At 71.7% G+C, this 24,916-nt stretch carries 21 protein-coding genes; 13 read left to right on the top strand and 8 right to left on the bottom strand.

The features are described 5' to 3' along the window. Positions 1–43 precede the first annotated feature (43 nt). The 5 genes from crcB (FHR37_RS09760) to FHR37_RS09740 all read left to right on the top strand — a co-directional run bounded on the left by crcB (FHR37_RS09760) (position 44) and on the right by FHR37_RS09740 (position 2,609). Positions 44–556, top strand: a complete 513-nt coding sequence (gene crcB / locus FHR37_RS09760) for a fluoride efflux transporter CrcB (protein WP_092883707.1) — start codon at positions 44–46, stop codon at positions 554–556. Then, complete coding sequence (locus FHR37_RS09755; protein ID WP_092883706.1) at positions 553–939, top strand: DUF190 domain-containing protein; 387 nt, start codon at positions 553–555, stop codon at positions 937–939. Before crcB (FHR37_RS09760) ends, FHR37_RS09755 begins: the two co-directional genes overlap by 4 nt. Continuing rightward, complete coding sequence (gene crcB, locus FHR37_RS09750; protein WP_092883705.1) at positions 936–1,316, top strand: fluoride efflux transporter CrcB; 381 nt, start codon at positions 936–938, stop codon at positions 1,314–1,316. The genes FHR37_RS09755 and crcB (FHR37_RS09750) overlap by 4 nt, the downstream gene beginning before the upstream one ends. Before the next feature lie 10 nt (positions 1,317–1,326). After that, a complete protein-coding gene (locus tag FHR37_RS09745) occupies positions 1,327–1,776 on the top strand; it encodes an NUDIX domain-containing protein (RefSeq protein ID WP_092883704.1) in 450 nt (149 codons plus the stop codon). Between the two features lie 74 nt (positions 1,777–1,850). Continuing rightward, positions 1,851–2,609 (top strand): class I SAM-dependent methyltransferase, encoded by a 759-nt coding sequence (locus tag FHR37_RS09740; protein ID WP_092883703.1) that lies wholly within the window; start codon positions 1,851–1,853, stop codon positions 2,607–2,609. Between the two features lie 32 nt (positions 2,610–2,641). Here the strand turns inward: FHR37_RS09740 and FHR37_RS09735 are convergent, their stop codons facing one another. Next, on the bottom strand, positions 2,642–4,042 hold the full coding sequence (locus FHR37_RS09735) for a hypothetical protein (RefSeq protein WP_092883702.1): 1,401 nt from the start codon (positions 4,040–4,042) through the stop codon (positions 2,642–2,644). Between the two features lie 138 nt (positions 4,043–4,180). On the opposite strand from FHR37_RS09735, the gene FHR37_RS33040 reads away from it, so the two are divergent. The 4 genes from FHR37_RS33040 (at position 4,181) to FHR37_RS09715 (ending at position 8,774) form a co-directional block, all read left to right on the top strand. Next, entirely contained in the window at positions 4,181–4,999 is an 819-nt protein-coding gene (locus tag FHR37_RS33040) for a helix-turn-helix domain-containing protein (protein ID WP_202818103.1), read from the top strand. 9 nt (positions 5,000–5,008) lie between these two features. Then, positions 5,009–5,929 carry a hypothetical protein gene (locus FHR37_RS09725; protein ID WP_092883701.1) on the top strand — a complete coding sequence of 307 codons (921 nt, stop codon included), beginning with the start codon at positions 5,009–5,011 and terminating at the stop codon, positions 5,927–5,929. 163 nt (positions 5,930–6,092) lie between these two features. Continuing rightward, the gene (locus FHR37_RS09720; RefSeq protein ID WP_092883700.1) at positions 6,093–7,145 is read left to right on the top strand and encodes a Gfo/Idh/MocA family protein; all 1,053 of its coding nucleotides are present in this window, start codon (positions 6,093–6,095) and stop codon (positions 7,143–7,145) included. A gap of 288 nt (positions 7,146–7,433) precedes the next feature. Continuing rightward, positions 7,434–8,774 (top strand): MFS transporter, encoded by a 1,341-nt coding sequence (locus FHR37_RS09715; RefSeq protein WP_092883699.1) that lies wholly within the window; start codon positions 7,434–7,436, stop codon positions 8,772–8,774. A 91-nt stretch (positions 8,775–8,865) separates the two neighbouring features. Here the strand turns inward: FHR37_RS09715 and FHR37_RS09710 are convergent, their stop codons facing one another. The 4 genes from FHR37_RS09710 to uvrA all read right to left on the bottom strand — a co-directional run bounded on the left by FHR37_RS09710 (position 8,866) and on the right by uvrA (position 15,160). Further along, the gene (locus FHR37_RS09710; RefSeq protein ID WP_092883698.1) at positions 8,866–9,555 is read right to left on the bottom strand and encodes a hypothetical protein; all 690 of its coding nucleotides are present in this window, start codon (positions 9,553–9,555) and stop codon (positions 8,866–8,868) included. A gap of 137 nt (positions 9,556–9,692) precedes the next feature. Continuing rightward, positions 9,693–11,096, bottom strand: a complete 1,404-nt coding sequence (locus tag FHR37_RS09705) for a selenium-binding protein SBP56-related protein (protein ID WP_092883803.1) — start codon at positions 11,094–11,096, stop codon at positions 9,693–9,695. Between the two features lie 168 nt (positions 11,097–11,264). Next, on the bottom strand, positions 11,265–11,909 hold the full coding sequence (locus FHR37_RS09700) for a nitroreductase family protein (protein ID WP_092883802.1): 645 nt from the start codon (positions 11,907–11,909) through the stop codon (positions 11,265–11,267). Between the two features lie 77 nt (positions 11,910–11,986). Next, positions 11,987–15,160: an excinuclease ABC subunit UvrA gene (gene uvrA, locus FHR37_RS09695; protein WP_092883697.1), complete on the bottom strand. Its 3,174-nt coding sequence runs from the start codon at positions 15,158–15,160 to the stop codon at positions 11,987–11,989. 475 nt (positions 15,161–15,635) lie between these two features. On the opposite strand from uvrA, the gene FHR37_RS09690 reads away from it, so the two are divergent. Both FHR37_RS09690 and FHR37_RS09685 read left to right on the top strand, forming a co-directional pair. After that, a complete protein-coding gene (locus FHR37_RS09690) occupies positions 15,636–16,637 on the top strand; it encodes a Gfo/Idh/MocA family protein (protein ID WP_092883696.1) in 1,002 nt (333 codons plus the stop codon). Between the two features lie 191 nt (positions 16,638–16,828). Then, positions 16,829–17,824 (top strand): Gfo/Idh/MocA family protein, encoded by a 996-nt coding sequence (locus tag FHR37_RS09685; RefSeq protein WP_092883695.1) that lies wholly within the window; start codon positions 16,829–16,831, stop codon positions 17,822–17,824. Positions 17,825–17,928: 104 nt separating this feature from the next. Here FHR37_RS09685 and FHR37_RS09680 read toward each other — a convergent pair whose 3' ends face one another. After that, positions 17,929–20,601, bottom strand: a complete 2,673-nt coding sequence (locus tag FHR37_RS09680; RefSeq protein WP_237768817.1) for a bifunctional acetate--CoA ligase family protein/GNAT family N-acetyltransferase — start codon at positions 20,599–20,601, stop codon at positions 17,929–17,931. 187 nt (positions 20,602–20,788) lie between these two features. Here FHR37_RS09680 and FHR37_RS09675 point away from each other — a divergent pair, with 187 nt between their 5' ends. Continuing rightward, positions 20,789–21,019, top strand: coding sequence for a hypothetical protein (locus FHR37_RS09675; protein ID WP_237768816.1), 231 nt, complete (start codon positions 20,789–20,791; stop codon positions 21,017–21,019). Between the two features lie 335 nt (positions 21,020–21,354). Here the strand turns inward: FHR37_RS09675 and FHR37_RS09670 are convergent, their stop codons facing one another. Both FHR37_RS09670 and FHR37_RS09665 read right to left on the bottom strand, forming a co-directional pair. Next, complete coding sequence (locus tag FHR37_RS09670) at positions 21,355–22,971, bottom strand: ABC transporter substrate-binding protein (protein ID WP_175542532.1); 1,617 nt, start codon at positions 22,969–22,971, stop codon at positions 21,355–21,357. Between the two features lie 206 nt (positions 22,972–23,177). Continuing rightward, positions 23,178–24,011: a GNAT family N-acetyltransferase gene (locus FHR37_RS09665; RefSeq protein ID WP_237768815.1), complete on the bottom strand. Its 834-nt coding sequence runs from the start codon at positions 24,009–24,011 to the stop codon at positions 23,178–23,180. A 31-nt stretch (positions 24,012–24,042) separates the two neighbouring features. On the opposite strand from FHR37_RS09665, the gene FHR37_RS09660 reads away from it, so the two are divergent. After that, positions 24,043–24,777: an ABC transporter permease gene (locus tag FHR37_RS09660; protein WP_237768814.1), complete on the top strand. Its 735-nt coding sequence runs from the start codon at positions 24,043–24,045 to the stop codon at positions 24,775–24,777. Positions 24,778–24,916 lie beyond the last annotated feature (139 nt).

Genomic DNA, 24,916 nt, shown 5'->3' with positions numbered 1-24,916 from the left:
AACGGTCCCTGTTGCGCAGTATCCGCGCGCAATGGGAGGAACTATGGTCAGGCGCACCACCCACACCCGCACCACCCACACCCGCACCACCCACACCAGGACCGGACATCCCGGCACCACCGCGGTGATCGCCGCGGGCGGCGCCCTCGGCGCCCTCGCCAGATACGGCCTCACCGTGGCGGTCCCGGACGGCTCCGGGGCCTTTCCGTGGGGAACGCTCCTCGTCAACGTCATCGGCTGCGCCCTGATCGGCGTGCTGATGACGCTGCTGCTCGAGGTGTGGGTGGCGCACCGGTTGTGGCGGCCGTTCCTCGGCATCGGCATCCTGGGGGGCTTCACGACGTTCTCGACGTACGCCGTGCAGACGCGTGCGCTGCTGGCCGCCGGGCAGACGGCCACCGGGCTCCTCTACCTGTTCGGCACGGTCGCCGCCGCCCTGGTCGCGGTGTGGTTCGGCGCCCACCTGACCCGGCTCGCCGTCCGTGCGTATCCGCGGCGGTCCCGCGCCGGACAGCCCGTCCCCGAAACCACGTACCAGCGAGGTGACTCCCGATGAACCCGCTCCAGGGGCCGGCCAAACGGCTCACCGTCTTCGTCGGCGAGGACGACCGCTGGCACCACAGGCCCGTCTACGCCGAGATCGTCCACCGGGCCAGGCAGGCCGGGCTCGCCGGCGCCACCGTGATCCGCGGCATCGAGGGGTACGGCGCGTCCCGGCACCTGCACACCGGGCGGTTCCTCAGCCTGTCCGAGGACCTCCCCCTGTCGATCGTCGTCGTCGACTCGGCGGAGCGGATCGAGGAGTTCCTTCCCCAGTTGGACGAACTGGTCACCGAAGGGCTGGTGATCGTCGAGGACGTCGAGGTCGTGCGGTACGTCGGGCGCGCGGCACAGGACTCCTCGGACGGGCCGGACGGGCCGGACGGGCCGGACGCATGAGCGTGGTGCTCGCCGTACTGGCCGGCGGGATGGTGGGCGCTCCCCTGCGCTACCACCTCGATCGGCTGGTGCAGCAACGCCACGGTGCCGCCTTCCCCTGGGGAACGCTCACGGTCAACGTCGTGGGCAGCCTGGTGCTCGGCGTGGTCGCGGCGGGCAGCGCGGCGCACGGCCTCGGCCCGACCACGTACGCCCTGGTGGCCACCGGCTTCTGCGGCGCGCTGACGACCTACTCGACGTTCGGTTTCGAGACGCTGCGCCTGGTCGAGGACGGCGCGTTCCTCCCGGCCGCCGCGAACGTCGGCGCCAACCTGCTGGCCGGGCTGGGCGCGGCGTTCCTCGGCTTCGCGGCCGGCGGCCTGGTCTGGCCCGGCTGAGGGTTCGCCCGTGCCCGACGACGGACTGCCGGATCCCGGACCCGCGCGGGAACGGGTGTGCGCGGTGGTCCTCCGCGACCCGGCCCTACCGAAGGTGCTGATGGTCCGGCACGTCGAGAGCACTCGCGCGTACTGGACGCTGCCCGGCGGCGGGGTCGAGGACGGCGAGACGCTCGAGGAGGCCGTACTCCGTGAGGTACGCGAGGAAACCGGGCTCGTCGGGACTGTCGGTGGGCTGCTCTACGTTCGGCGCCATCGAACTCCCGGCAGCGCGCCGGCGGCGGAGACCTGCTTTCTGGTGAAGGTGGATCCCGCGGCGGTCGCGACGACGGGCTTCGATCCCGAGCTCGCCGCGGACGCCCAGGTGATCACAGCCGTCGCCTGGCACCCGCTGGCGAGTCTCCACGCCGATCGCCAGGTCTGCTTGGCGATTCCCGCGTTGCGCCGCCTGAGCCGTTGAGCTCCGACTATCGCCGTGACCGAATAGCGAGATTCGAATCTCGCATGATGGACTTTCGAGAGTAGGTTTCCCCCATGACCGCAGTGAAGTGGAACGCAGACCTGTACGACGGCAAGCACGGCTTCGTCGCCGCCCGGGGTGGCGACGCTCTGGACTTGCTCGACGCCCAGCCCGGCGAACGCGTCCTCGACGTCGGCTCGGGCACCGGCGACCACGTCGCCGCCCTGCGGGCCCGCGGCGTGGACGCGATCGGGGTCGACGCCAGCCCGGAGATGGTTGCCAGGGCACGGGAGAAATACCCCGACCATCCGTTCGAGGTGGCCGACGTCTGCGGCCTCGGCTATCACGGGGAGTTCGACGCCGTCTTCAGCAACGCCACCCTGCACTGGGTGGACGACAGCTACGGCGCGACGGAGGCGATCTCCAACGCGCTGCGCGACGGCGGCAGGTTCGTCACCGAGTTCGGCGGCTCGGGCAACATCCAGCGGGTCGTGAGCGGTATCTGGCGGGTCCGGTCGGAGCTCGGGCTGCCGATCGCCATCCACGGGTTCTACTTCCCGACCATCGGCGAATACACCTCCACGTTGGAGGAGGCGGGACGGTTCCAGGTGGACGCCGCCTGGCTGTTCGACCGTCCGACGCCGCTGGAGGGCCCGGACGGCCTGGTCAACTGGGTGCGGATGTTCTGTGCCGACCTGATCGCCGACGTTCCCGACCAGGACTCGTTCTTCACCCGTCTCGAGGAGACGATGCGCAGAAGCCTGTACCGCGACGGCCACTGGTGGATCGACTACCGCCGCATCCGGGTGCACGCCACGAAGGGGATGCACTGAACCGCCGACTCCCGCCGGCGACCGGTATGTCCTTACGCGTGAGCGGAGCCGTCGGCGTCCGGGACCGCCGGACCGAGGACCTGGCCGTCCAGGAGGTACGGTGCGCGCCGCCAGACGGCCATCTCGGCGCCGCGGATCTCCCACCGCGCGTCCCAGCCCGCCTTGCGTTCTGCCTCGTCGAGCTCGTAGCACAGCAGACCGGTCCGGGCCCGCAGGAGCTGCTGCCAGGGCGCCGGAAGCCGGGTGCCCAGGCCGTGCCGGAGGCAGACCCCGTGTGCGTCGTGCAGCCGCCCGGCGTAGGCCGGGTCCGCGGCGACCAGCCCGAGCAGCCGTTCGGTGCGCTGGACCGCGGCCGCGCGACGTTCGCACAGATGGCAACGAATCCACTGTCCGACGTCCGCGGCCGCGGCCCGCGCCGCACCCGCCGACGCGCCGTCCAACCGGCCGACGAAGGTACGCAGGTCCTTGCTCCACAGCTGCGCCACGTGCTCGATCACCTGGGCCACCGGAGCGAGCAGGCCGTCCTCGGTGAGCCGGACCGCGCCCACGTCACCGGAGGTGATCCGCACCCCGGCCAGGTCGGCCAGGTGTTCCGCGCACAAGGTCGCCCCGCCCCGCAGCTCCGCCGCCTCGGCTTCGGGCAGGTCGACCAGCCAGTGCAGGTAGCGCCACTCGACCAGGTGGCCGGCGGCACACATCGGGCAGCACGGCCAGTCCAGTACGACGTCGGCGTCACCCAGTGGCCGGGCAGTCCTGCCCGCCTCCTCCGCGGCGAGCACGCGCTCGGCGGTGCGTTCGCGCAGCCTGCGCCGTCTCGGCGCGTCGGGCTGCGCGCCGACCAGCACGTCGCGGGCGGTCACCGGGTCCTTGCTCAGCCGCTCGTCCAGCATCATCGCCACCAGCCGGGCCTGGTCCCGCCCGGTGCGCCGCAGCACCGCCAGCCCGTGTGCGCGGCAGAACCCGTCGCCGGCGAGCAGCAGCTCACGGACGTCCTGGTCGAACAGCCCGGAGGCGAGGTTGCGCACCGCGTCCCGCTCGGCCCGCTCGACCGCCTCGCACGCCGGGCACGGCCCGATCGAGGGAGGCTCCGGCGCGGCGACCGCCCCCACCGCGGCCCGGGCGACGTCGGCGAACACCCAACGGGCCAGCCAGGACGTCGACGCACCGAGGTCGAGCAGGTGCCGGGTGTGTGGCGCGCAGAAACCGAACGAGCGTTCCAGGCGTTCGCGGAGGCCGAGATCGACGCGGGTGTCGTTCTCGTACGCGAAGAACCACCGCTGGCCGGCTTCCAGGGCGATCCGGCACACCGCGCATCCGTCGCCGCCGAGAGCGGCCAGCGCTGCCGACCGGGTGTGGGCGTCCGGCGGCCGCGCTCGGTCGCCGCGTCCGCCCGGCCCTCGGATGAGGTCGGACAGCCAGCCGGGGAGAGCCATGGCCCCAGTGTGGTTCATCGGCGCCGGCGGCGCCGAACCGGGCATTCCGCGGTGTCCGTGCGGCTTGCCCGGTCCGCACGGACTCATCGGGACTCGTCCGGATCCGGCGCCGGGGGTGGGCGGCGTTAGCGTGAGGCCGTGAGCACGACGTACGCCGAGGTTCCCGCGCCGGCCGCCCTCGCCGGCGACGTGCGCTGCCTGTGGCGGTCCTCGTTCGGAGGGATCGCGCCGATCCTTCCCGACGGGTGCCTGGACATCGTGGTCGCGCCGGACCGGGTGTTCGTGGCCGGCCCGGACACCGGCCCCTGGTTCTCCCCGTACGACCTCGGCGTGCCCGTCCACGGGCTGCGGTTCCGGATCGGCCGGGCCGCCCGCGTGCTCGGTGTTTCCGCGGCGGACCTGCGGGACCAGCGGGTCGACCTGGCCGACCTGTGGGGCGCGGCCGGTGCGCGGGCGACCCGCGAGCTGGTCGAACGACCGGGTCACCTCGCGGCCCTGGTCGCCGGCCGACTGGACCGGGCCGGGACCCGCGAGCCGGATCGGGAGGTCGAGCACGTGGTGCGCGTGCTCACCGCGGGCGGCCGGCGGGTGGGGGAAACGCTGGCGGAGGTCCCGCTGGGAGAACGGCAGTTCCGGCGCCGGTTCGCTGCCGCCGTGGGCTACGGACCGGCCATGTTCGCCCGGGTCGCCCGGCTGGTACGCGTCCGTGACCTCGCCCGCCGGCATCCGCGGGCCACACTCGCCGACCTCGCCGCCGCGGCCGGCTACACCGACCAGGCCCACCTCGCCCGGGACTGCCGGGACCTGGCCGGCTCCACGGCGAGCGCACTCCTTCGGGCGGATCACGCCCCCGCGCCGCCGGCCGGCCGGGGCGGCGGACCCGATCACCGCTCTCCCGGCCGGGGTTCTGACGCGACGTCCGTTCCGTACAAGCAGGTTGTCGGTGGGCGCGGATAACGTCCCGCCATGAGTTCGCCAACCAACTCCTCGGCCGGCACCCCGGCCACGGTGGACGTGGGCCGGGCCCGGGCCTTCGTCGGTTCCGAGGGCCGGATCCTCGAACGCCGCCTCGCCCAGGTCCACCTCGACGACGACCTGTCGGCCGTGCCCGCCGTTCTGGCCGCCCTGCGCGCGCACCGCAACCCCGACGGCGGCTTCGGCCACGCGCTCGAACCCGACGCCCGCACCCCTGACAGCCAGCCGCTGTTCGCCGACTTCGCCCTCGACGTGCTGGACGACCTCGCGGCCACCACCAAGGATCCGGGTCCGGCTCGCGACCTGCTCGCCGGCACCGGCGACTACCTCGCGGGAGTGGCCACCGACGGCGGTGGCGTGCCCATCGTGCTGCCCACGGTGGCCGCCCACGCGCGGGCCGAGCACTGGGGCGCGGGCGAGGATCCGGCCGGACTCAACCCCACCGCCGCGCTGGCCGGGCGCTTCCGCGCCCTCGGGATCGACCACCCCTGGGTCGAGGCCGCCGCGGCGTTCTGCTGGCGCCAACTGGACCGCCCCGACGCGGTGACCGACGCGCACACCGCCCTGTGCGTGCTCCGGTTCCTGGAGACCGATCCCGACCGCGGGCGCGCCGAGCGGGCCCACGACGCGCTGGGCGCCCGGCTGGGCGAGCTCGCGCTGTTCCAGTTGTGGCCGGGCAGCGGTTACGGCCTCACACCGCTGCAGTTCGCGCCGCGCCCGGACAGCCCACGTCGCCGGTTCTTCCCCGACGACACCGTGCAGGCGCACCTGGACGCACTCGCGGCGGCGCAGCAGCCCGACGGCAGTTGGCCGATCTCGTGGGACGCGCCGGGTGAGACGGCCACCCGGGAGTGGCGCGCGATCGTCACGCTCGGGGCACTGCGCGTGCTCAGGGCGTACCGCCGCTACTGACCGCGACCTCCTCGCGCCACCCGGCTGGCCACCATCGGGCATCGGCTCGCCCCGGGCACCGACTCCTCGCCAGGCTCGTAGGGTCTGCCGGCATGGCAGGCCCTGAGTGACCAGTCGGGCGGTTGACCGCTCGACAGACGAACGACACGAGGAGCGCATCACCGTGGCACTGCGGTTGATCCATGTAGGCATCGGCGGATGGGGCGGCGACTGGGCGGTCAACGCCGTTCCGCGCGTACCCACCATCGAACGCGTCGCGGTCGTCGACGCCGACCCCACCGCGCTGGCCAAGGCACGCAAGCGAGCCGGCATACCCGAGGAGCAGTGCTTCACCTCGCTGGGTGAGGCGATGGACAAGGTGCCCGCCGACGCGGTGCTCGTCACCGCCACCGTCGGGGCGCACGTCCCGCTGGCGGTCGAGGCGCTGCACGCGGGCAAGCACGTCCTGGTGGAGAAGCCGTTCGCTCCCACGGTCGCGGAGGCGCACGAGGTCCTCGCCGCCGCGGAGCAGGCCGGCCGGACCGTGATGGTGAGCCAGAACTACCGCTTCTACCCCGCTGCCCGCACCGCCGCCCGGCTGGTCGCCGACAAGGCGCTCGGCCGTCTGGGCACCGTCCACGTCGACTTCCGCAAGTGGGCGAACAACGCGCCGGAGGCCGGCCACCGCCACTACCAGCTCGTCCATCCGCTGCTGTACGACATGGCGATCCACCACTTCGACCTGATGCGGATGGTGCTCGGCCAGGATCCGGTCTCGGTGTACACCCAGGTCACCGACCCACCGTGGAGCCGGTTCAAGGAGGAGGCCTCGGCAGTCCTCACCGTCACCTTCGACGGCGGCAGCGTGGTCAGCTACCGCGGCAGCTGGGTGAGCTCGGGCGAGCCCACCGCGTGGTCGGGCGCGTGGCACCTGGAGTGCGAGAACGGCGAGATCTACTGGACGGGCCGGGACGGGCCCGCGGGCTCGCCCGAGGGTGATCACATCCGGGTGACCCGGCGCGGCGAGGAGGGACCGGCCGCCGAGCCGGTGACGATGCTCGACGTCCCCTACATCGGCCGGGCGGGATCACTGGCGGAGTTCGCCCGCGCCGTCGAGGCAGGCGAGGAACCGGAAAGCTCCGGCCGCCGCAACCTCGCCAGCCTCGCACTGGCCGAGACGGCGGCGCGTTCGGTGGTGTCCGGCCAGGTGGAGAAGGTGACCTGGGGCAAGGACTGACCCGGATCCCCACCAGTCCCTCACCCCCGACTCCGCAGGGCGACCCCGCTCACCGGACCAGCCGGCGTACCTCCCCCGGGCCGATTTCCGGGGGTGGTACGCCTTTACTTCCCTTTGACTACTTTCTGTCCACGTTCGGTCAGGTTTTCCCCCGGCTGAGCGTCGCCTGGTTGACGGCCGCCCCGCGACAGGCTCCAGAATGGCGGCCGCTTTGCTTCGATTCATCTGATGGTCAGCTGAATCCGTGGCGACAGCGCTCGAGTGTCCGCACGGAAGTTCGGAGGATGCATGGCCACGTCTTCGCAACAGAGAACGGAGACGGCTCCCAAGCCGCCCGCGGGGGCCAGCCGGGCGCGTTACGTGGTCCTGTGGATCGCGTTCGCCGGACTGACTCTCAACTACCTCGACCGCGCGAACCTCGCCGTGGCGCTGCCGTTCATGCAGGAGAGCTTGCACCTCGAGCTCACCAACGCGCAGAAGGGCCTCATCTTCGGGGCGTTCTTCTGGGCGTACGACGGGTTCATGCTGCTCGCCGGCTGGTTCGCCGACCGGGCCGGGCCCCGGCGCGCGTTGACGTTCGCGGCGGTGTGGTGGTCGATCTTCACCATCCTCACCTCGTTCGCCCGCGGCTTCTGGTCGCTGTTCGCTGTGCGCTTTGCCCTCGGCGCCGGTGAGAGCCCGGCGTACCCCGCGGCGACGAAGGCCAACTCCCGCTGGTTTCCCCGGCACGAACGCGCCTTCGCCGCGGCCGTCGTCGACTCCGGTTCACGGGTCGGGAACACTCTTGCGCTGCCGATCGTCACCGGGCTGATCGCCCTGGTCAGCTGGCACTTCTCGTTCATCGTGCTCGGCGTGCTGGGAGTGATCTGGGCGTTCGTCTGGTACCGCTTCTACCGCGATCCCACCGAACACCCGCGCGCCAACGACCTGGAGCGCGAGTACATCCTGGCCAACGGCGCCCGGCTGGACGAGAACGACGACGCCGACGCCCCGCAGGTCAAGTGGCGTTCGCTGTTCCGCTACCGCACCGTCCGCGGCATGATGCTCGGCTTCTTCTGCCTGAACTTCGTCATCTACTTCTTCCTCACGTGGTTCCCGACCTACCTCAAGGACGCCCGCGGGATGGACCTGGCGCAGATGGGCACGCTCGGCATGGTGCCCGGCATCTGCGCGGTGCTGCTCGGCTGGCTGGCCGGCCGGCTCGGTGACCGGGCGGTCCAGCGGGGAGCCGACGTCACCCGGGTGCGCAAGACCGTGATGGTCGGCGGCCTGCTCGGCGGCGCGGTCATCGTGTTCGCCGCGATGGCGGCCAACATCTACCTGGCGCTGGCCTTCCTGGCCATCTCCTACACCAGCCTGGCGGTCGCCGCCACCGGCATCTGGTCGCTGCCCGGCGACGTCGCGCCGAGCTCGCGGCACGTCGCCTCGATCGGCGGGATCCAGAACTTCGCGTCCAACATCGCCGGGATCATCAGCCCGTACGTCATGGGCGTGCTGCTGGACATGTACAAGGGCAACTACCTGCCGTCGTTCCTCGTGGCCGCCGTCATCGCCGTGATCGGTGCGTTCACGTACGCGTTCGTGGTCGGCAAGGCCGAACCGCTGCCGCCGCTGCCCGCCCGCCACTGACCGGACGTCGCCCAACCAGCCGGGCTGGGGTGGCCCGCCGGTCAGGCGGAACACCCCGGCACGGCAGGATCCCGCGAGCCGGCAGCCGGCCTCAGACGAGCACACCGACCAGGGTGAGGAGTCCGGCAGCCAGCAGCACGACCGCCCAGATCAGGTCGAGGTTGATCCAGGCCGTGCGCAGGATGGTCAGGCCGACGAACTGGTAGACCACGAACGCGATCACCGCGCCGACCGCGAGCATGGCCACGGTGTGCACACCGGCGGCGAGCAGGCCGTGCACCGCCGCCTCGCCCAGGCCGGTGGTCCGGCCGCCGGGCTCCTTCGCCGCCGTCCCCGGCTCGCTCGCCATGGTGTGTCCGAGATGGCCTGCCGGGCCGTTGCGTCCGCCGGAAGCCAGGACGGGTACGAGCATCAGGCCGGCGCCGTGCACCGAGGCCATCAGGAACGACCACGCTGCCAGCTGCCAGGCGGAAAGCCGCATCCCCACCCAGGTGAAGTGCCGCTTGGACAGCAGCCGCCACATTCCCATACCCAAAAGAGCCGCTCCGCCCGCGACGGCCACCACCCGGGTCGTCCACGCGGACGCGCCGACCGTCACCGCCACCGCCACGGCCGCGATCGAGACGAAGTGCCCGGCGCCGATCGGCGCCAGCGAGCGCGCCATCGCCCACCGGCTGCGTTCCTGCAGCCCGATCGCCACCGCCAGCAGCCAGCCCATGGCCGGGTTGAGCCCGTGGAAGGCGCCGAGTCCGGCCAGCGCCAGAGTCGTTCCCGTTGTCATCTGGTCATCGCGACGAGGACGGCTGTCGTGACCCGACGGTCGTCGGCGGTAGCTGACGACCGGCGGTCCGCGGCGGTACCAGCCGCGGGTGCGGGAACGGTCATCGGAACCGGACTGTCATCGCAGCGGTACGGCCATCAGGGGAAGCAGTAGGAGTCCGAGGAGGCGTCGCCGCCCTGGAGCCGGATCTGGTGCACCCGGCGGCCCCGGAAGTCCGTGTCGTGCGGGAAGAACCGCTCGTCCGGGGTCAGGCCGCCTGTCCGCGGATCGACATCGAGCTTGGCCACCCACGCACCTACCCCGTCGGGATAGAACTGGTCGTCCCACGCGCCGTAGAGGGAGTTCGAGACATACACCCGGGCGCCGTCGCGGCTCACCTCCACCATCTGCGGACCGCCGGACAGCGCGAGCTCCGGCACGGCCGGATGTGGCGTACGCCGGACGACGCCGCCGAGCCGCACCGACCCCGTCTTGCGCGGGTGCTCGGGGTCGGTGACGTCGTACTGCAGCAACTCCCCCGTCCCCCACGCCGAGACGTACAGGAAACGGTCGTCGACCGACAGGTCGATGTCGGTGACGAGCGGCGGGACCGCTCCGAACGGCTGCAGCGCGGGCGGCAGGTCGGCCGCGTCGGCCGGCTCGGCCGGGATCTCGATCACCTTCCGCACCGCGAACTCCGAGCCCTCGCGGGTCCACAGCCACACCGACGCGGACAGATCCTCGGTGCTCACCACCACGCCGACGAAGCCGTACTGCTTCCTCGGGTCGTGCGCCGGGCGCAGCTCCAGCGCCATCTGGTGCTGGGCGCCGAGGTCGACGGTCTGGATGTTGCGTCGTTTGCGCAGGTCCCAGAAGTGCAGCCGGTGGCCGTACTTGTTGGCCAGCAGGAGCTCGGGAACCACGCCGTTCTCGATCATCGACGGCGTGCCCCACTCGCTGGTCACCGCTACGTCGTGGCCGATGTGCCACCACAGGTCGTACGCGAGGTACTGGTCGCCGCGGTCGGCCTCCCAGGGCCCGCGGACCTCGAACGTGGTGTGGTCCAGGATCGCCACCCCGCCCGGGCCCTCCTCACCGTGGCCGCCGAGCGCGGACACGTAGATGCCCTCCGGGCCACAGTGGACGGTGTGGGGGCGGGAGTAGCCGGCTCGCTTGCCGAGCTCGTCGGCCTCCAGCACCTTGACGACTCGCGGGCTGGTCGGGTCGTCGCGGGTGTCGATGACGTAGATCCGGGACGAGCGGATTCCGGGTACGACGAGATAGCGGCGTTCGACGTGCGGGTGCGCCGCCGTCGGGCACAGCGCGCTGCTGCAGGCGTTCCAGCCGAAGTGGTGCACCTCGTCGCCGAGGTTGGGCAACTCCGTCCAGCCGACCACCTCGCCGTAGGAGGCGGAGGTCTCGTCGACGTCGAGGACTGCGAGCGCGTCGGGCTTGTCGGCCGGGCGGGCGAACGCCGCGACGTAGGCGAGCTTCTCCACCGGCGCGGCGGCGGCGTCTCGCGGTGAGGGATAGAACGTCGGATCCGGGGTGAACCGGGGCACGTCGACCACTCCTGTCGTACGAGGCACACCAACGAGACAGCCCTGTGGGCCGGACCAACGAGGCAGACCGGCGAGGCAGACAGTCGTCCGTCATGACCCCGGCGCCCCGGCCACTTTGTCACGCCGCGCGAGCACCGGGCAACAGTCGCCGCGCCGCGTGACCCGCACTCACTTCTCCACGTGGCCCCAGCTGTCCCAGTAGGTGATCTCCTCGACCGGGCGGCGGGTGGCCGGCTTGAAGTCGGTGCCGATGGTGTAGGCGACCGGCAGCAGAGCCGCCTGGGTGACGTCCGGCGGGATGCCGAGCAGCTCGGCGGTCTCCTCCTCGTGGGCGAGGTGGAACGACGTCCACGCCGAGCCGAGACCCCGCGAGCGCAACGCCAGCTGGAAGCTCCAGACGGCAGGGTGGATCGAGCCGAAGAAGCCGGCCGCGTGCCGGACGTCGGTGATACGCCCCTCGATGCACGGGATGACCAGCGCCGGCACCCGGTCGATGACCTCCATGAGGTAGCGGGCCGAGTCCTGCACACGGTCCTGCTGCGCCCCACGCGATTCCGCCTGGCGGGCGGCGCGCATGTTGGCGGCGCCGCCGGAGCGGTACAGCTCACCGAGCCGGGCCCGCTTGTCCGGGTCCGTCACGATCACCCAGCGCCAGCCCTGCTGGTTGCTTCCGGTCGGCGCCTGGACGGCGAGCCGGATGCAGTCCAGCAGCACCTCCCGCGGCACCGGGCGGTCGAGGTCGAGTCGCTTGCGGACCGCCCGGGTGGTGGTGAGCAGGAGGTCGGTGGCCTGGGTGTCGATGGGCGAAGACATGCGTTCGACCCTACCGACCGCCACGACCGGCAAGCCGATCACCGGCCGGCGCCGAGGAGCGCCCGGCCGGACGCCACTCAGGCCCTCCTCGTCCTCGCCGCCTTCTTGGCCGTCGTCGCCTTCTTCGCGGTTGCCGTCTTCCGGGCACCCGCAGCGGACTTGGCGGCGGGAGCCGCCTTCTTCGCCGGGGCCTTGCGGGTGCCGGTCGCCTTGGCGCCGACCGCCTTGGTGGCGGCTGCCTTACCGGTGGCTGCCTTACCGGCGGTCGCCTTGGCCGGAGCCGGCCTGCCGGCAGCCGACGTGCCGGAAGCCGACCTGCCGGCGGTCGATGTGGTGGTGCCCCGGGAGGCGCCGGTGGACCGGCTGGCCGCGGACGCGACCCGCACGGATCCCCTGCCCGAGTCGACCGACGAGGCGGGCAGCACATGCCGCAGGAACTGCCCGGTGTAGCTGGTCTCGTCGGCGGCGATCTCCTCCGGGGTGCCCTCGGCGAGCACCTCACCGCCGCGGTTGCCGCCTTCGGGACCGAGGTCGATCAGCCAGTCGGCGGTCTTGATCACGTCGAGGTTGTGCTCGATCACGATCACGGTGTTGCCCTGGTCGACCAGCCGGCCGAGCACGCCGAGCAGCTTGCGGATGTCCTCGAAGTGCAGTCCGGTGGTCGGTTCGTCCAGGACGTACAGCGTGCGTCCGGTCGACCGCTTCTGCAGCTCCGACGCGAGCTTGACCCGCTGCGCCTCCCCGCCGGACAGGGTGGGTGCCGACTGCCCCATCCGGACGTACCCCAGGCCGACGTCGACCAGCGTGCGCAGGTGCCGGGAGATCGCCGGAATGGCCTCGAAGAAGTCCAGCGCCTCCTCGATCGGCATGTCCAGGACCTCGGAGATCGTCTTGCTCTTGTAGTGGACCTCCAGGGTGTCCCGGTTGTACCGGGCTCCGTGACACACCTCGCAGGGGACGTAGACGTCCGGCAGGAAGTTCATCTCGATCTTGATCGTCCCGTCGCCGGAGCACGCCTCGCAGCGCCCGCCCTTGACGTTGAACGAGAACCGGCCCGGGAGGTAGCCGCGGATCTTCGCCTCCGGCGTCTCCGCGAACAGTCGCCGGATGTGGTCGAACACGCCGGTGTAGGTGGCCGGGTTGGACCGCGGCGTGCGGCCGATCGGCGACTGGTCGACGTGGATCACCTTGTCGATGTTGTCGGTGCCGGTGATCTTCTGGTGCCGGCCGGGCACCTCCCGCGCGCCGTAGATCTGCTTGGCGAGCGAGGTGTAGAGGATGTCGTTGACCAGGGTCGACTTCCCCGAGCCGGAGACGCCGGTGACCGCGATGAACGTGCCCAGCGGGAACGACACCGTGACGTCGCGGAGGTTGTGCTCCCACGCCTTGTGCACGGTGATCTGCCGCTTCGGGTCGATCGGGCGGCGCAGGTCGGGGACGGGGATCGAGCGCCGGCCGGAGAGGTACTGCCCGGTCATCGAGTCGGGGTGGTCGTACAGCTCCTGGACCGAGCCGGTGTGCACCACCTGGCCGCCGTGCTCGCCGGCGCCCGGGCCGATGTCGACCACCCAGTCGGCGGTGCGGATGGTGTCCTCGTCGTGCTCCACCACGATCAGGGTGTTGCCGATGTCGCGGAGCCGGATCAGGGTCTCGATCAGCCGGTGGTTGTCGCGCTGGTGCAGGCCGATCGACGGCTCGTCCAGCACGTACAGAACGCCGACCAGCCCGGACCCGATCTGGGTGGCCAGCCGGATGCGCTGCGCCTCACCGCCGGACAGCGAGCCGGAGGGCCGGTCGAGGGAGAGGTAGTCCAGGCCGACGTCGAGCAGGAACCGCAGCCGCTCGCCGATCTCCTTGAGCACCCGCTCGGCGATCTGCTTCTCGCGCGGGCTGAGCTCCAGGCCGCGCAGGAACTCGGCGATGTCGCCGATCGGCAGCGACGACGCGTCGGCGATGGACCGGTCCCCGATCGTCACCGCGAGCGAGATCGGCTTCAGCCGCGAACCCTGGCAGCTCGGGCAGGCCACCTCGCGCATGTAGCCCTCGAACCGCTCCCTGCTGGAGTCGGACTCCGCCTCCGCGTGCCGGCGGGAGACGTAGGAGATCACGCCCTCGTAGGTGGTGTAGTAGGAACGCTCGCGGCCGTAGCGGTTGCGGTAACTGACGTGCACCTGGTCGGCGTAGCCGTGCAGCAGTGCCTTGCGGACCTTCGCCGGCAGGCGTTCGTACGGTGTGTCGGTGCGGAACCCGATGGTGGTGGCCAGCGCCTCGATCAGCCGCCCGAAGTAGTCGGTGACGTGCGCGCCCGCCCACGGCGCCAGCGCGCCCTCGTCCAGGCTCTTCGTCGGGTCGGGCACCACGAGGTCGGGGTCGACCTCCATCCGGGTGCCCAGGCCGGTGCAGTCCGGGCAGGCGCCGTAGGGAGAGTTGAACGAGAACGACCGGGGCTCGAGCTCCTCGAAGGACAGGTCGTCGTCGGGACAGTACAGGTGCTCCGACCACACCCGCTCGCGATGAGGGTCGTTCTCGGGAAGGTCCACGAAGTCGAGGGTGACCAGTCCGCCACCGAGGTGCAGCGCGGTCTCGATCGAGTCGTTCAGCCGCCGCTTCGACGAGCCCTTCAGCCCGAGCCGGTCGACCACCACCTCGATCGTGTGCTTGCGCTGCTTGTCGAGCTTGGGCACCTCGCCGAGCGGGTGGACCTCGCCGTCGACCCGGACCCGGGAGTAGCCCTGGGTGATGAGCTGGCGGAACAGGTCGGCGTATTCGCCCTTGCGGCCGCGCACCAGCGGTGCAAGCACCTGGAAGCGGGTCCCCTCGTCGAACTCCAGAATCCGGTCGACGATCTGCTGCGGTGTCTGCCGGGCGATGGGACGCCCGCACACCGGGCAGTGCGGGTGGCCGATCCGGGCGTAGAGCAGCCGGAGGTAGTCGTAGACCTCGGTGATCGTGCCGACCGTGGACCTGGGGTTGCGTGAGGTGGACTTCTGGTCGATGGAGACCGCGGGCGACAGGCCCTCGATGAAGTCGACGTCGGGCTTGTCCATCTGGCCGAGGAACTGCCGGGCGTAGGCCGACAGCGACTCGACGTAGCGGCGCTGGCCCTCGGCGAAGATCGTGTCGAACGCGAGGCTCGACTTGCCCGACCCGGACAGGCCGGTGAAGACGATGAGGGCGTCACGCGGCAACTCCAGGGACACGTCCTTGAGGTTGTGCTCGCGGGCACCGCGGATGATCAGCTGGTCGGACACGTGGTGGTTCCGTCCTCGGCAGCGGGGCTGGTGGGCTGTGGTGGTTCTGGCATCGGTCTGTGGTCCGGCGTGGTCCGGCATCTGGCGTGGTCTGGCCTTGGCGTAGCGCGTGCCGGTGATCGAACGAGCAGGTCAGCGGCCTGGTGGAGCCACCTGCCGAACGGTCCCGGAGCGGGTTTTGTCAGGGCTTGGCCATGCTAGCCCCGACCACCGACAAGCCTTCCGAGAAGCCCTCTCGACCGCCTCGTTCCGTCACACCCGCTCACCCCGAGTCTTCCTCGCCTGGCCATGTGCGGCCACACGGGGCCGGTATCCCCCTGCGGGTTGGACTTGCCCCCGGCGCACCCCGAAAGAATGGTCGGGACCGCACAGAAAACCGCCGAGCCGTCGCATCGGTTCGAATCACCGTCACCCGGGTCGAAGATCCGGTTCGCGCCCGGCTCGGCCTGCTCGTCCCCGTACAGAATGGGTTTCGATGATTCGTATCGCCATGCTCAGCTTCTGGCACGTCCACGCCCTCGGCTACGCCCGCCAGGCCCAGGAACACCCGGGCACGGAGATCGTGGCCGCCTGGGACGAGGACCCGGCACGCGGCCGGGCCGAGGCGGACAAGCTGGGTGTCCCCTTCCACGAGAACCTCGCCGACGTCCTCGCCCGCGACGACGTGGACGCGGTGATCGTGGACACGCCGACCAACATCCACCCCGAGGTGATCAGCGCCGCCGCCCGGGCCGGCAAGCACATCTTCACCGAGAAGGTGCTCGCCCTCACCGTGCGCGAGTGCAACGAGATCCTCGCCGAGGTCGACAAGGCGGGCGTGACGCTGATCCTGTCGCTGCCCAGGCTGTACCACGGCTACACCCAGGCGATCAGGGAAGTGCTGGAGTCTGGCCACCTCGGTGAGCTCGCGCTGGTCCGCACCCGGCTCTCCCACGGCGGCGCGGTCGGCGAGGGCTGGTTGCCGGAGCACTTCTACGACCCCGAGCAGTGCGGCGGCGGCGCCCTGGTCGACCTCGGCTGCCACCCGATGTACCTCACCCGGCTGTTCCTCGGCGCGATGCCGGAGTCGGTGAGCGCGAGCTACGGCCACGTCACCGGCCGCCAGGTCGAGGACAACGCGGTCGCCGTGCTCCGCTACCCCAACGGCGCGATCGGGGTCGTCGAGGCCGGCTTCGCCACCACGTACTCCCCCTTCAGCATCGAGATCCACGGTACGAAGGGCAGCCTGCTGTTCGGTACGCCCGACCAGAAGCTGCTGGTGCGCAGCCCCGGACACGAGGGCGGCGAGAAGTGGGTCGAGCTCCCCGTGCCCGGCGACCAGCCGGACGCGTTCGACCAGTGGGTCGAGCACATCGGGCAGGGCACCCGGCCGACTGCCAACGTCGAGATGGGCGTCGACCTCACCCGGCTGATGGAGGCCGCGAACCACTCGGTCGCCGTCGACGGGCCGGTCCGCATCGACAGCGTGACCGGCTGAGCACCCGAGCGCCTGAACCGCTGAAACCGAACCTTCCCCTGACCCCGAGCTGACCCGGACGAGAAGTCCGGACGAGCGGAGATCGGCAGCGTCGCCGAGATCCCGTACATCCCGACCGAAGGAAACCCTGTGAGAACAGACCGGCCGGGACCACGTGTCAACCCGCAGTTGCTACCAGGAGGATCTCCCCTATGACCGTGAACGTCGGGCTCATCGGCTGTGGCGGCATCTCCAACCCGCACGTCCGTGGCTACCTCGAAATCCCCGACCGGGCGAAGGTGACCGCGGTCGCCGACGTGGTCGAGGAGAACGCCCGCACCCGCGCCGAGCAGGTGGGCGGTGCGCAGGTCTTCTCCGACTACCGCGACCTGATCGCCACCGCGAATGTCGACGCGGTCGACATCTGCCTCCCCCACCACCTGCACGCGGACGCGATCCTCGCCGCCGCCGAGGCCGGCAAGCACATCCTGTGCGAGAAGCCGCTGTGCATCACCACCGACGAGGCCGCCAAGATCACCCAGGCGGTCAAGGACAACGGCGTGACGCTCATGTGCGCGCACAACCAGTTGTTCATGCCGCCGGTGGCGAAGGCCCGCGAGCTCATCCAGAGCGGTGCGCTCGGCAAGGTCTACGAGCTGCGGACCACCGACAGCTTCTTCAACCGCGGCCTGAACGCCGACATGGGCTGGCGCGGCAGCCTGCAGACCGCCGGTGGCGGCGAGCTGATCGACACCGGCTACCACCCGACGTACCTCCTGCTCCACCTGGCCACCGCCGAACCGTCGGAGGTCGTGGCGATGACCAGCCGGCACCGGCTGGAGATGGAGGGCGAGGACTCCGCCCAGGTCATGGTGCGCTTCGCCGACGGCAGCGTGGGCACCATCGTCACCAGCTGGGCCTACCAGCCGGCGGCGGTGACCGAGAAGTTCTCCGTGGTGGCGGAGAAGGGCACGCTGTGGAGCGACGGCAAGACGCTGAACCACCGCACCACCGACGGTGAGCTCACGACGGTGGAGTTCCCGGAGGTGCACGCGTTCTCCGCGGAGATCGCCGACTTCATCACCTGCGTCACCGACAAGCGCCGGCCGATCAACACCGAGGTCGAGGGTGTGCACGTGCTGAAGGTCATCCTCGGCGCGTACGCCTCGGTGAAGGAGAAGCGGGTCGTCACCCTCGCCGACCTGTGAGCCGAGGGTAAGGCGAAACGGCGTACCTAGGTACGTACGAAGGACCGAACGAGGCCCGGCCCACTGCGAAGCGGACCGGGCCTCGTCGCGTTCGGAGGCCCTGCTCAGAGCCGGGTGAGCCGGCGGGCGTACCAGTCGGTGCGGGCCTGCGGCTCGACCGGCACCACCTGCACCCGCGCGCCGAGCACCGTGAGCCCGCTGGGGCGGGACAGCACCGGCTGGAGGTAGGCGGTCACCACCTCCGGCAGGTCCTGCGCGAGGCGGGACACCCGGTGCAGCAGGTCCTCCAGCGCGGCGACGTCGGCGTGTTCGCCGCCCCGGTGGCCGAACAGCAGCGGGGCCGCGCGCACCTCCCGGACCATCTCCGCCGCGTCGACGTCGGTCAGTGGCGGGATGCGGTAGGCGAGGTCGCCGAGCAGGTCGGTGGCCACACCCGCCAGGCCGAACGACACGATCGGGCCGAACATCTGGTCCTCCGCACACCCGATCACCACGGGTACGCCCGGCGCCGCCATCTGCTGCACCACGAACCCGGCCCGCTCCGGCTCGCCGATGGTGCCGGCCATCGTCGCCCAGGCGTCCCGCATCTCCACCTCGGTGTCGATGTTGCGCCACACGTCGGCCATGTCGGGACGCTGGCGCAGGTGCGGCGCGGTCGCCTTCAGGACGACGTTCCAGCCCAGGCGTTCGGCGGTGGCCACCGCCTCGTCGGCGGACCCGACGGGGTACGCCGGCCAGATGTCGATGCCGTAGCAGGCCAGCAGGTCGTCCAGGTCCTTGCCCTCGACGTCGCCGCCGTCGGGCCGGTCGGCCAGCACGCCCGCGACGATGGACCGGGCGCGGTCGTCGTCGATTCCTTCCAGCGGAGGGATCCGGCCGCGCGGGCTGGCCCGCCACCGGGCGTACGCGGTCACCTTGGCCAGCGCGCGCACGCCGGCGTCGGGCGACGGGTAGGAGGGTACGGAGCCGCGAACGGCCACGCCGTCCTCGTCGTAGCGGCGCAGGGGTTCGGGTACGCCCTGGCTGCCGAGGAACGTCACCACCACCGGCTTGGTGCACTCCCCCGCCACCCGGGCGATCACCTCGGCCACGTCGGCGCCGTCGCGGTCGACCGGGGAGACCCACACGGCCAGGACGGAGTCGACCTCCTCGTCGTGGATCACCTCACCGAGCGCGCGCTCGAAGTCCTCCGCGGTGGCGTCGGGCGGCAGCGCACCGGCCTGCCGGACCACCGTCAGCCCGGCCTCGGCGGCGGAGTCGGCGGCCAGCATGCCGAGGGAGTCGGAGTTGCCGACGATGGCGAGGTCGCCCCCGGCGGGCAGCGGCTGGTACGCCAGCACCTGGGCGACGTCGAGCATCGCGTCCAGGGTGTCCACCAGGATCACCCCGGCCTGGCGGAACATCGCGTCGACCGCGGCCTGCGGCACGGTCGTACGGTGCACGGTGTGGCCGATCGGCACACCCTGGGTGAACCGGCCGGACCGCACCGCCACCACCGGTTTGGTCTGCGCCAACCGGCGGGCCACTCGGCTGAACTTCCGCGGGTTGCCGATCGACTCCAGGAACAGCAGCACCACCTCGGTCGCCGCGTCCTCGCCCCAGTACTGCATCAGGTCGTTGCCGGACACGTCGGCGCGGTTGCCCGCGGACACGAACGTCGACAGGCCGAGACCCCGCCGGGCCACCGTCTCCAGGATCACCGAGCCCAGCTCGCCGGACTGGCAGAAGAAGCCGACCGCACCGCGCGCCGGCACCACCGGCGACAGGGACGCGTTCAGGCACAGATCGGGCGAGGTGTTGATGATGCCGAGCGCGCTCGGGCCGATCACCCGCAGGCCGTACGCCCGCGCCAGCCGCGCAAGCTTGCGTTGACGTTCGCGCCCCTCCCGCCCGGTCTCGGCGAACCCGCTGGAGACGACCAGCAGGCCGTGCACCCCCTTGGCCGCGCAGTCGATCACCACGTCGCGGACGGCGTCCGCGGGAACAGCCACCACCGCGAGGTCGATCTCGCCGGGAACGTCGAGCAGGCTGCCGTACGCCGGCACGCCGGCCACCGCGCGCGCGGTCGGGTTCACGGCGTACACCGGTCCGGTGAAGCCGCCGAGCACGAGGTTGCGGACCAGCGCCTGGCCCACCTTGTCCCGCGACCGGCTGGCGCCGACCACCGCGATCGAAGCCGGGGTGAGCAGGCGTTCCACCGAGCGGGCCTCGGCCCGGTGTTCGCGCGCACCCATCACCGCCATGCTCATCGACGTGGGCTCGATCTCCAGGGCGAAGGTGACAACGCCGTCCTCCATGTCGCCGGTCACCTCATAGCCCGCCTCCCGGAAGACCACGGCCATCCGGCGGTTCTCCGGCAGCACCTCGGCGGTGAACTTCTCGATGCCGTTCTCCCGGGCGGCCTGGGCGAGGTGCTCCAGCAGGACGCTGCCCACTCCCCGGCCCTGGTGCGCGTCCTGCACCAGGAACGCCGCCTCCGCCTCCCGCGGACCGATCCGGTCGTAGCGGGCCACGGCGATCATCTCGTCGCCGACGGTCAGGATGAACGCCACCCGGTCGCGGTGGTCGACCTGGGTGAAGCGTTCGACGTCGCGCGCGGACAGGTGGGGGTACGGCGCGAAGAACCGGTAGTACTTCGATTCGTCGGACACGCGTGCGTAGAAGGCCACCAGCAGTTCGGCGTCGTCGGACCGGATCGGCCGCAGGAGGGCCGTACCGCCGTCGCGGAGCACGACGTCGGCCTCCCAGCGGGCGGGGTACGGCAGGTCGGCGGTCACAGGAACGAATGTAGCCGCGGTCCATTTCGCCCCGGTTCGGTCGGGGTCGGTCGGGGTCGATCGGGGTCCCGTCCGAACCGGGGTCCGGCCGGGTCGGCTCATGAACGTCCCGCTGGGGACAACGACCTCGCACCGATGGTTGCCAACTTTGGTTGACAACCATCGGACGTCAACCTAGATTGACACCGTGCCGGACACACTCGTGGACACGCTGCGGGCGAAGGACCCACTGGAAGCGCTGGGCCAGATCGCCGCGCTCGAGCGCCAACTCGACGCCGAGACCGAGATCCAGGTCCGCCGGGCCCGGGTCCAGGGCTGCTCCTGGGAGGTCATCGCCGCCGCGCTGGGCGTCAGTCGCCAGGCGGTCCACAAGCGGTTCGCCGGCCGCGCCGGTCTGCTCAGACGCAAGCACAAGTAGGGGGAACGATGCCCGGACGGCCTCGACCACGATCCCGCCGCGTGGGGCATCCGCCGCGCCGGCGAGGGGGCCTGCTCTCCCGGCTGCGCAGGCGCCGGGAGTCCTTGCCTCCGGGGCCGTCAGGGCCGGGCGGACCGCCTGACGCGGGGCCACCGCCGGCCGGGGTACGCGAGCCGCGCCGGCCGGGACCCGCCCCCTCCGCGATGAGCGCGGCAGCGGGTGAGCCGCGCGACCAGTTCGTCGACCTCGCGCCCGACCAGCGCTGACCTTCGGCACGGTCGGCCGGCCGACAGGCACCACCTCCGGCGAGCGCCCGAGGCCCGGACGAGCTTCCGTCAGACCGAACGCGGCCGCCGCGCCGGGTTGGCCACGTCGTCCTCGGTGAGGCCGGTGTTCGCCAGGATGTCGGCGAAGTGGGTCTCGATCGTCTTCTGCACCTGGGTGGCGTACTCCTGCGGTGGCGTACGGCGCTGCAGGACGTTGGTGAACAACGCCTGCAGAAGCTGGGTGGTACGCCCGCCGCCGGGGCCGTTGACCCAGAAGCTGCCGTACGCCGGGCCGGCGATGCCCTTCTGCTGGACCTTTCCGAGCAGGTCCGCGATCTCCCGGGGGTACTCGATGCCGTTCACCATCGGCGGGCCGGCCGGCGCGAGTTCGTGCGCGTCCGAGGTGCCCTGCAGAAACGCGGTGTAGCCCGGTTTGGACAACCAGAACATCAGGAAGTCCATCACCATCTCGGTGTGCTCGGGTTCCTTCTCCACCACTCCGAGGTGATAGCCCGTGGTGCCCTCGGGCGGGCGGGGCCGCGACTCGACCAGCGGGCCCTCCATCGGCGGGAACTCGAAGACGTCCCAGTCGAACGGCTCCAGCTTGCCGGCCTTGATCCCGAGCTTCTTGGCCCGGGTCTCGGTCAGCGACTGAAGGTCCTTGTGCAGCAGGGTCAGCGACCACGAGCCGTCCACGAGCATCGCGGCCTTGCCCTGGACGAACGGGAGGTACTGGTCGGTGTAGGCGAAGAAGTCGCCGTTCGAGTACTGCGGGAAGACCCTGATCAGGTTGGTGACCAGCTCGACCATCGCCGGTGTGTCGTACCGCAGCGTCTTGGCCTTCAGCGCCTGGTAGAACCGCTGGGCGCTGTAGGTGTACTTCGCGTGCAGCGCCGGGTCGTTGGCGTCGTAGTCGAAGTCGCCGTCGAGCTCGGGGTTCCAGTTCCAGTCGCCCGGCTGTGAGCGCGCGGCGGTGGACCAGGAGGGGTGGTACTGGTCGAAGTAGACCGAGCAGATCCAGCCGGGAAGGATGTAGTCGAAGTTCGTCGACAGCGGAATGTGCCCGGCCCGCTTGAGCTTCGCACTGACCTCGACGACCTCGCGCCAGTTCCTCGGCGGACTGACGTTGGCCGCGGCGAAGATCTCCTTGTTGTAGTACCACAACAGGTGCAGCTGGTCGGTGCCGAGCTGCGGCCGGGTGCCCTCGGCGGTGAGCTCGCGGTACTTTTCGAACGCGTAGTCCTTCTCCCAGGCATCACCGGTGTAGGGGTTGACCTGCGCGCGGTACTCGTTGAAGTCGACGAAGCCGCGGAAGTCCGGCGCGTAGCCGCTGGTGACGATGTCCGGCCCGACCCGGTTGGCCGACAGCTGGGTGCCCAGCCAGCGCTCGTACGCACCGGAGTCGGCGTAGTCCTTGGTCTGCCAGGAGATCCGCACGTCCGGCTGGTGCTCGCGGTAGGCCCGGGTCAGCGCCTCCTGCGCCGCCTTCGGCGGATTCTCCAACGAGGCAACGGTGATCTGGCCGCGGTAGCGCGCGGCGTCGTCGGCTCGCTGGCGGGTCGCGGGGTTACCGAACGGCCGGCCGTCGTCACCGGTGCAGCCGGCCAGGACGGACGCCACCGTGGGAGCGGACACCCCGAGGGCCAGCGAACGCAGCAAGAAGGCGCGCCTACTCGAGCCGGACATGCACTGCCTCCCTGACGGTTCCGGCGCCCACACTACCGGTGGGCTTCCGCCACCCGGCCGGAAACTCCGAGCCCGGGCGGGCGCAGGATTTGTGTCCGGCCGCGGGGCGTGGCCCGGTCCACATCTGGTATCCGTCCTCCGGCTCATACCCCGGGCGCATGCCCCCGGCTCGGTCCCCGGTTCGGTCCCTGGCTCGGGCCCGGGAATCACCGTGCGACGAGCAGCACCTCTGCGCCGACCGGACGGTAGCCGGCCGCCAGCAGCGTCCGGACCGACGCGGCGTTGCCCGGTGACACCTGCGCCCACACCGCGCCGGCGCCGGGCGGCAGCAGGTGGCGGGCCGCGAGGGCCAGCGACCGGCCGAGTCCGCGGCCCTGCCGGTCGGGCTCGACCTCGAACGCCATCTCCCACCGGCCGGCCAGCCCGCGGCCGACCAGGACGAGGCCGCCGTCCGCGGCGTACACGCGTACGTCGTCGCGGTAGCGGTGCGCCCGGCGTACGCGGGGATGGCCCGAGTCGGTGATCTCGGTCAGCTCCGGTAGCCCCGTCAGCTCCGGCGACGGCCGACCGGGCAGTGGGCCGGCCAGCATCATCTGGTCGAGCGCGCCGATCCGGCGGCCGGTGTACGCGGCCAGGGCGGACAGGAACGCCGGCTTCATCGGCGCCCCCAGGTCGGTGGCACCGGAGCCGTCGGAGCCGTCGGAGCCCTCGGAGCCCTCGGAGCCCTCGGAGCCCTCGGAGCCCTCGGAGCCGTCGAGTACACCGCGCACCCACTCGGGCGATACGTCCGCGGCGACCACCGTGTGCGCGGTGAAGGCGACCACCGCCGCGGTGCGTCCCGGTGGCTGCGGCAGCACCCGGAAGGTGCCGTCGGGCGGTGGCCACTCGGCGCGCTCGACCCGGGCGAACAGGTCGCCGAGCGAGCGACCGGCAGGGAGGCCGGTGTCTCCCGGGCCTTCCCGGGGAGGTTCCGCGCGGCGTCCGGAGGGACCTGGTGGGGGACCTGATGAGGGACCTGGTGGCCGGGTGTCCGCAGTCACGGGTCCATCCTGTCCCATGCACTCCGTCGGGTTGGGCCCCGCGACCCTCGTACTCCTCCCGGTCCTGGCCGGCCTCGCCGCGCTGCTGTCCAGGCTCGGCGGCCTGGGCCACCAGCGCGCCCTCCCGCTCGCCGTCGGCCGCGCGATCGTCCAGCTCGGTGCGGTCGGCCTCGTGGTCGGCTTCGCGCTTTCGTCGTACGCCGGGACGCTCGCCTTCCTCGTGCTGATGGCCGGGGTGGCGACCCTCACCAGCGCCCGCCGGCTGCGCGGCCTGCCGGACGCCTGGGCACGGGCCGGCGCGGCGATCGTCGTACCCGCGGTACCGGTCCTCGTCCTCCTCCTGCTGACCCGCAGCGTCCCGACGAACCCGGCCACCCTCCTCCCCCTCGGCGGCATCCTGGTCGGTGGGGCGATGTCTGCCACCACCCTCGCCGGGCGGCGGGTGCTGGCAGAGCTCCGCGGCCGCTGGGGCGAGGTCGAGGCGGCGATGACCGTCGGGCTGACCCCGCGGCAGGCGTACCGCGAGATCGCCGGGCGGGCCGGGGCGGACGCGCTGCTGCCCGCGCTCGACCAGACCCGGACGGTCGGCCTGGTGACCCTGCCCGGCACGTTCGTGGGGATGGTCCTCGGCGGCGCCCCGCCGCTGCGGGCCGCGGCGTTCCAGCTGGTCGTACTGGTGTGCCTGCTGGCGGTGGAGGCGGCCTCGATCGTGCTGGTCACCGAGCTCGTCGCGGCGGCCGCACCGTTCCCCCGGCCGGCGCCCTGACGGCAGACGCCGGCGACCGGGGCTGACGGCAGGCGCAACGAGGAGGGCCGACGACGGGGTGGGCTGACGGGGGTGGGCCGACGACGAGCGGCCGCCGCCCGCGAGTCGCTGTGTGGCACTGTCGGTGGTGGGTGGCACG

The sequence above is a fragment of the Actinopolymorpha cephalotaxi genome (assembly GCF_013408535.1).
Taxonomy (GTDB): Bacteria; Actinomycetota; Actinomycetes; order Propionibacteriales; family Actinopolymorphaceae; genus Actinopolymorpha; species Actinopolymorpha cephalotaxi.
Note: the sequence above shows the minus strand (reverse complement) of the source record. Positions and strands in the feature narration are given on the sequence as shown.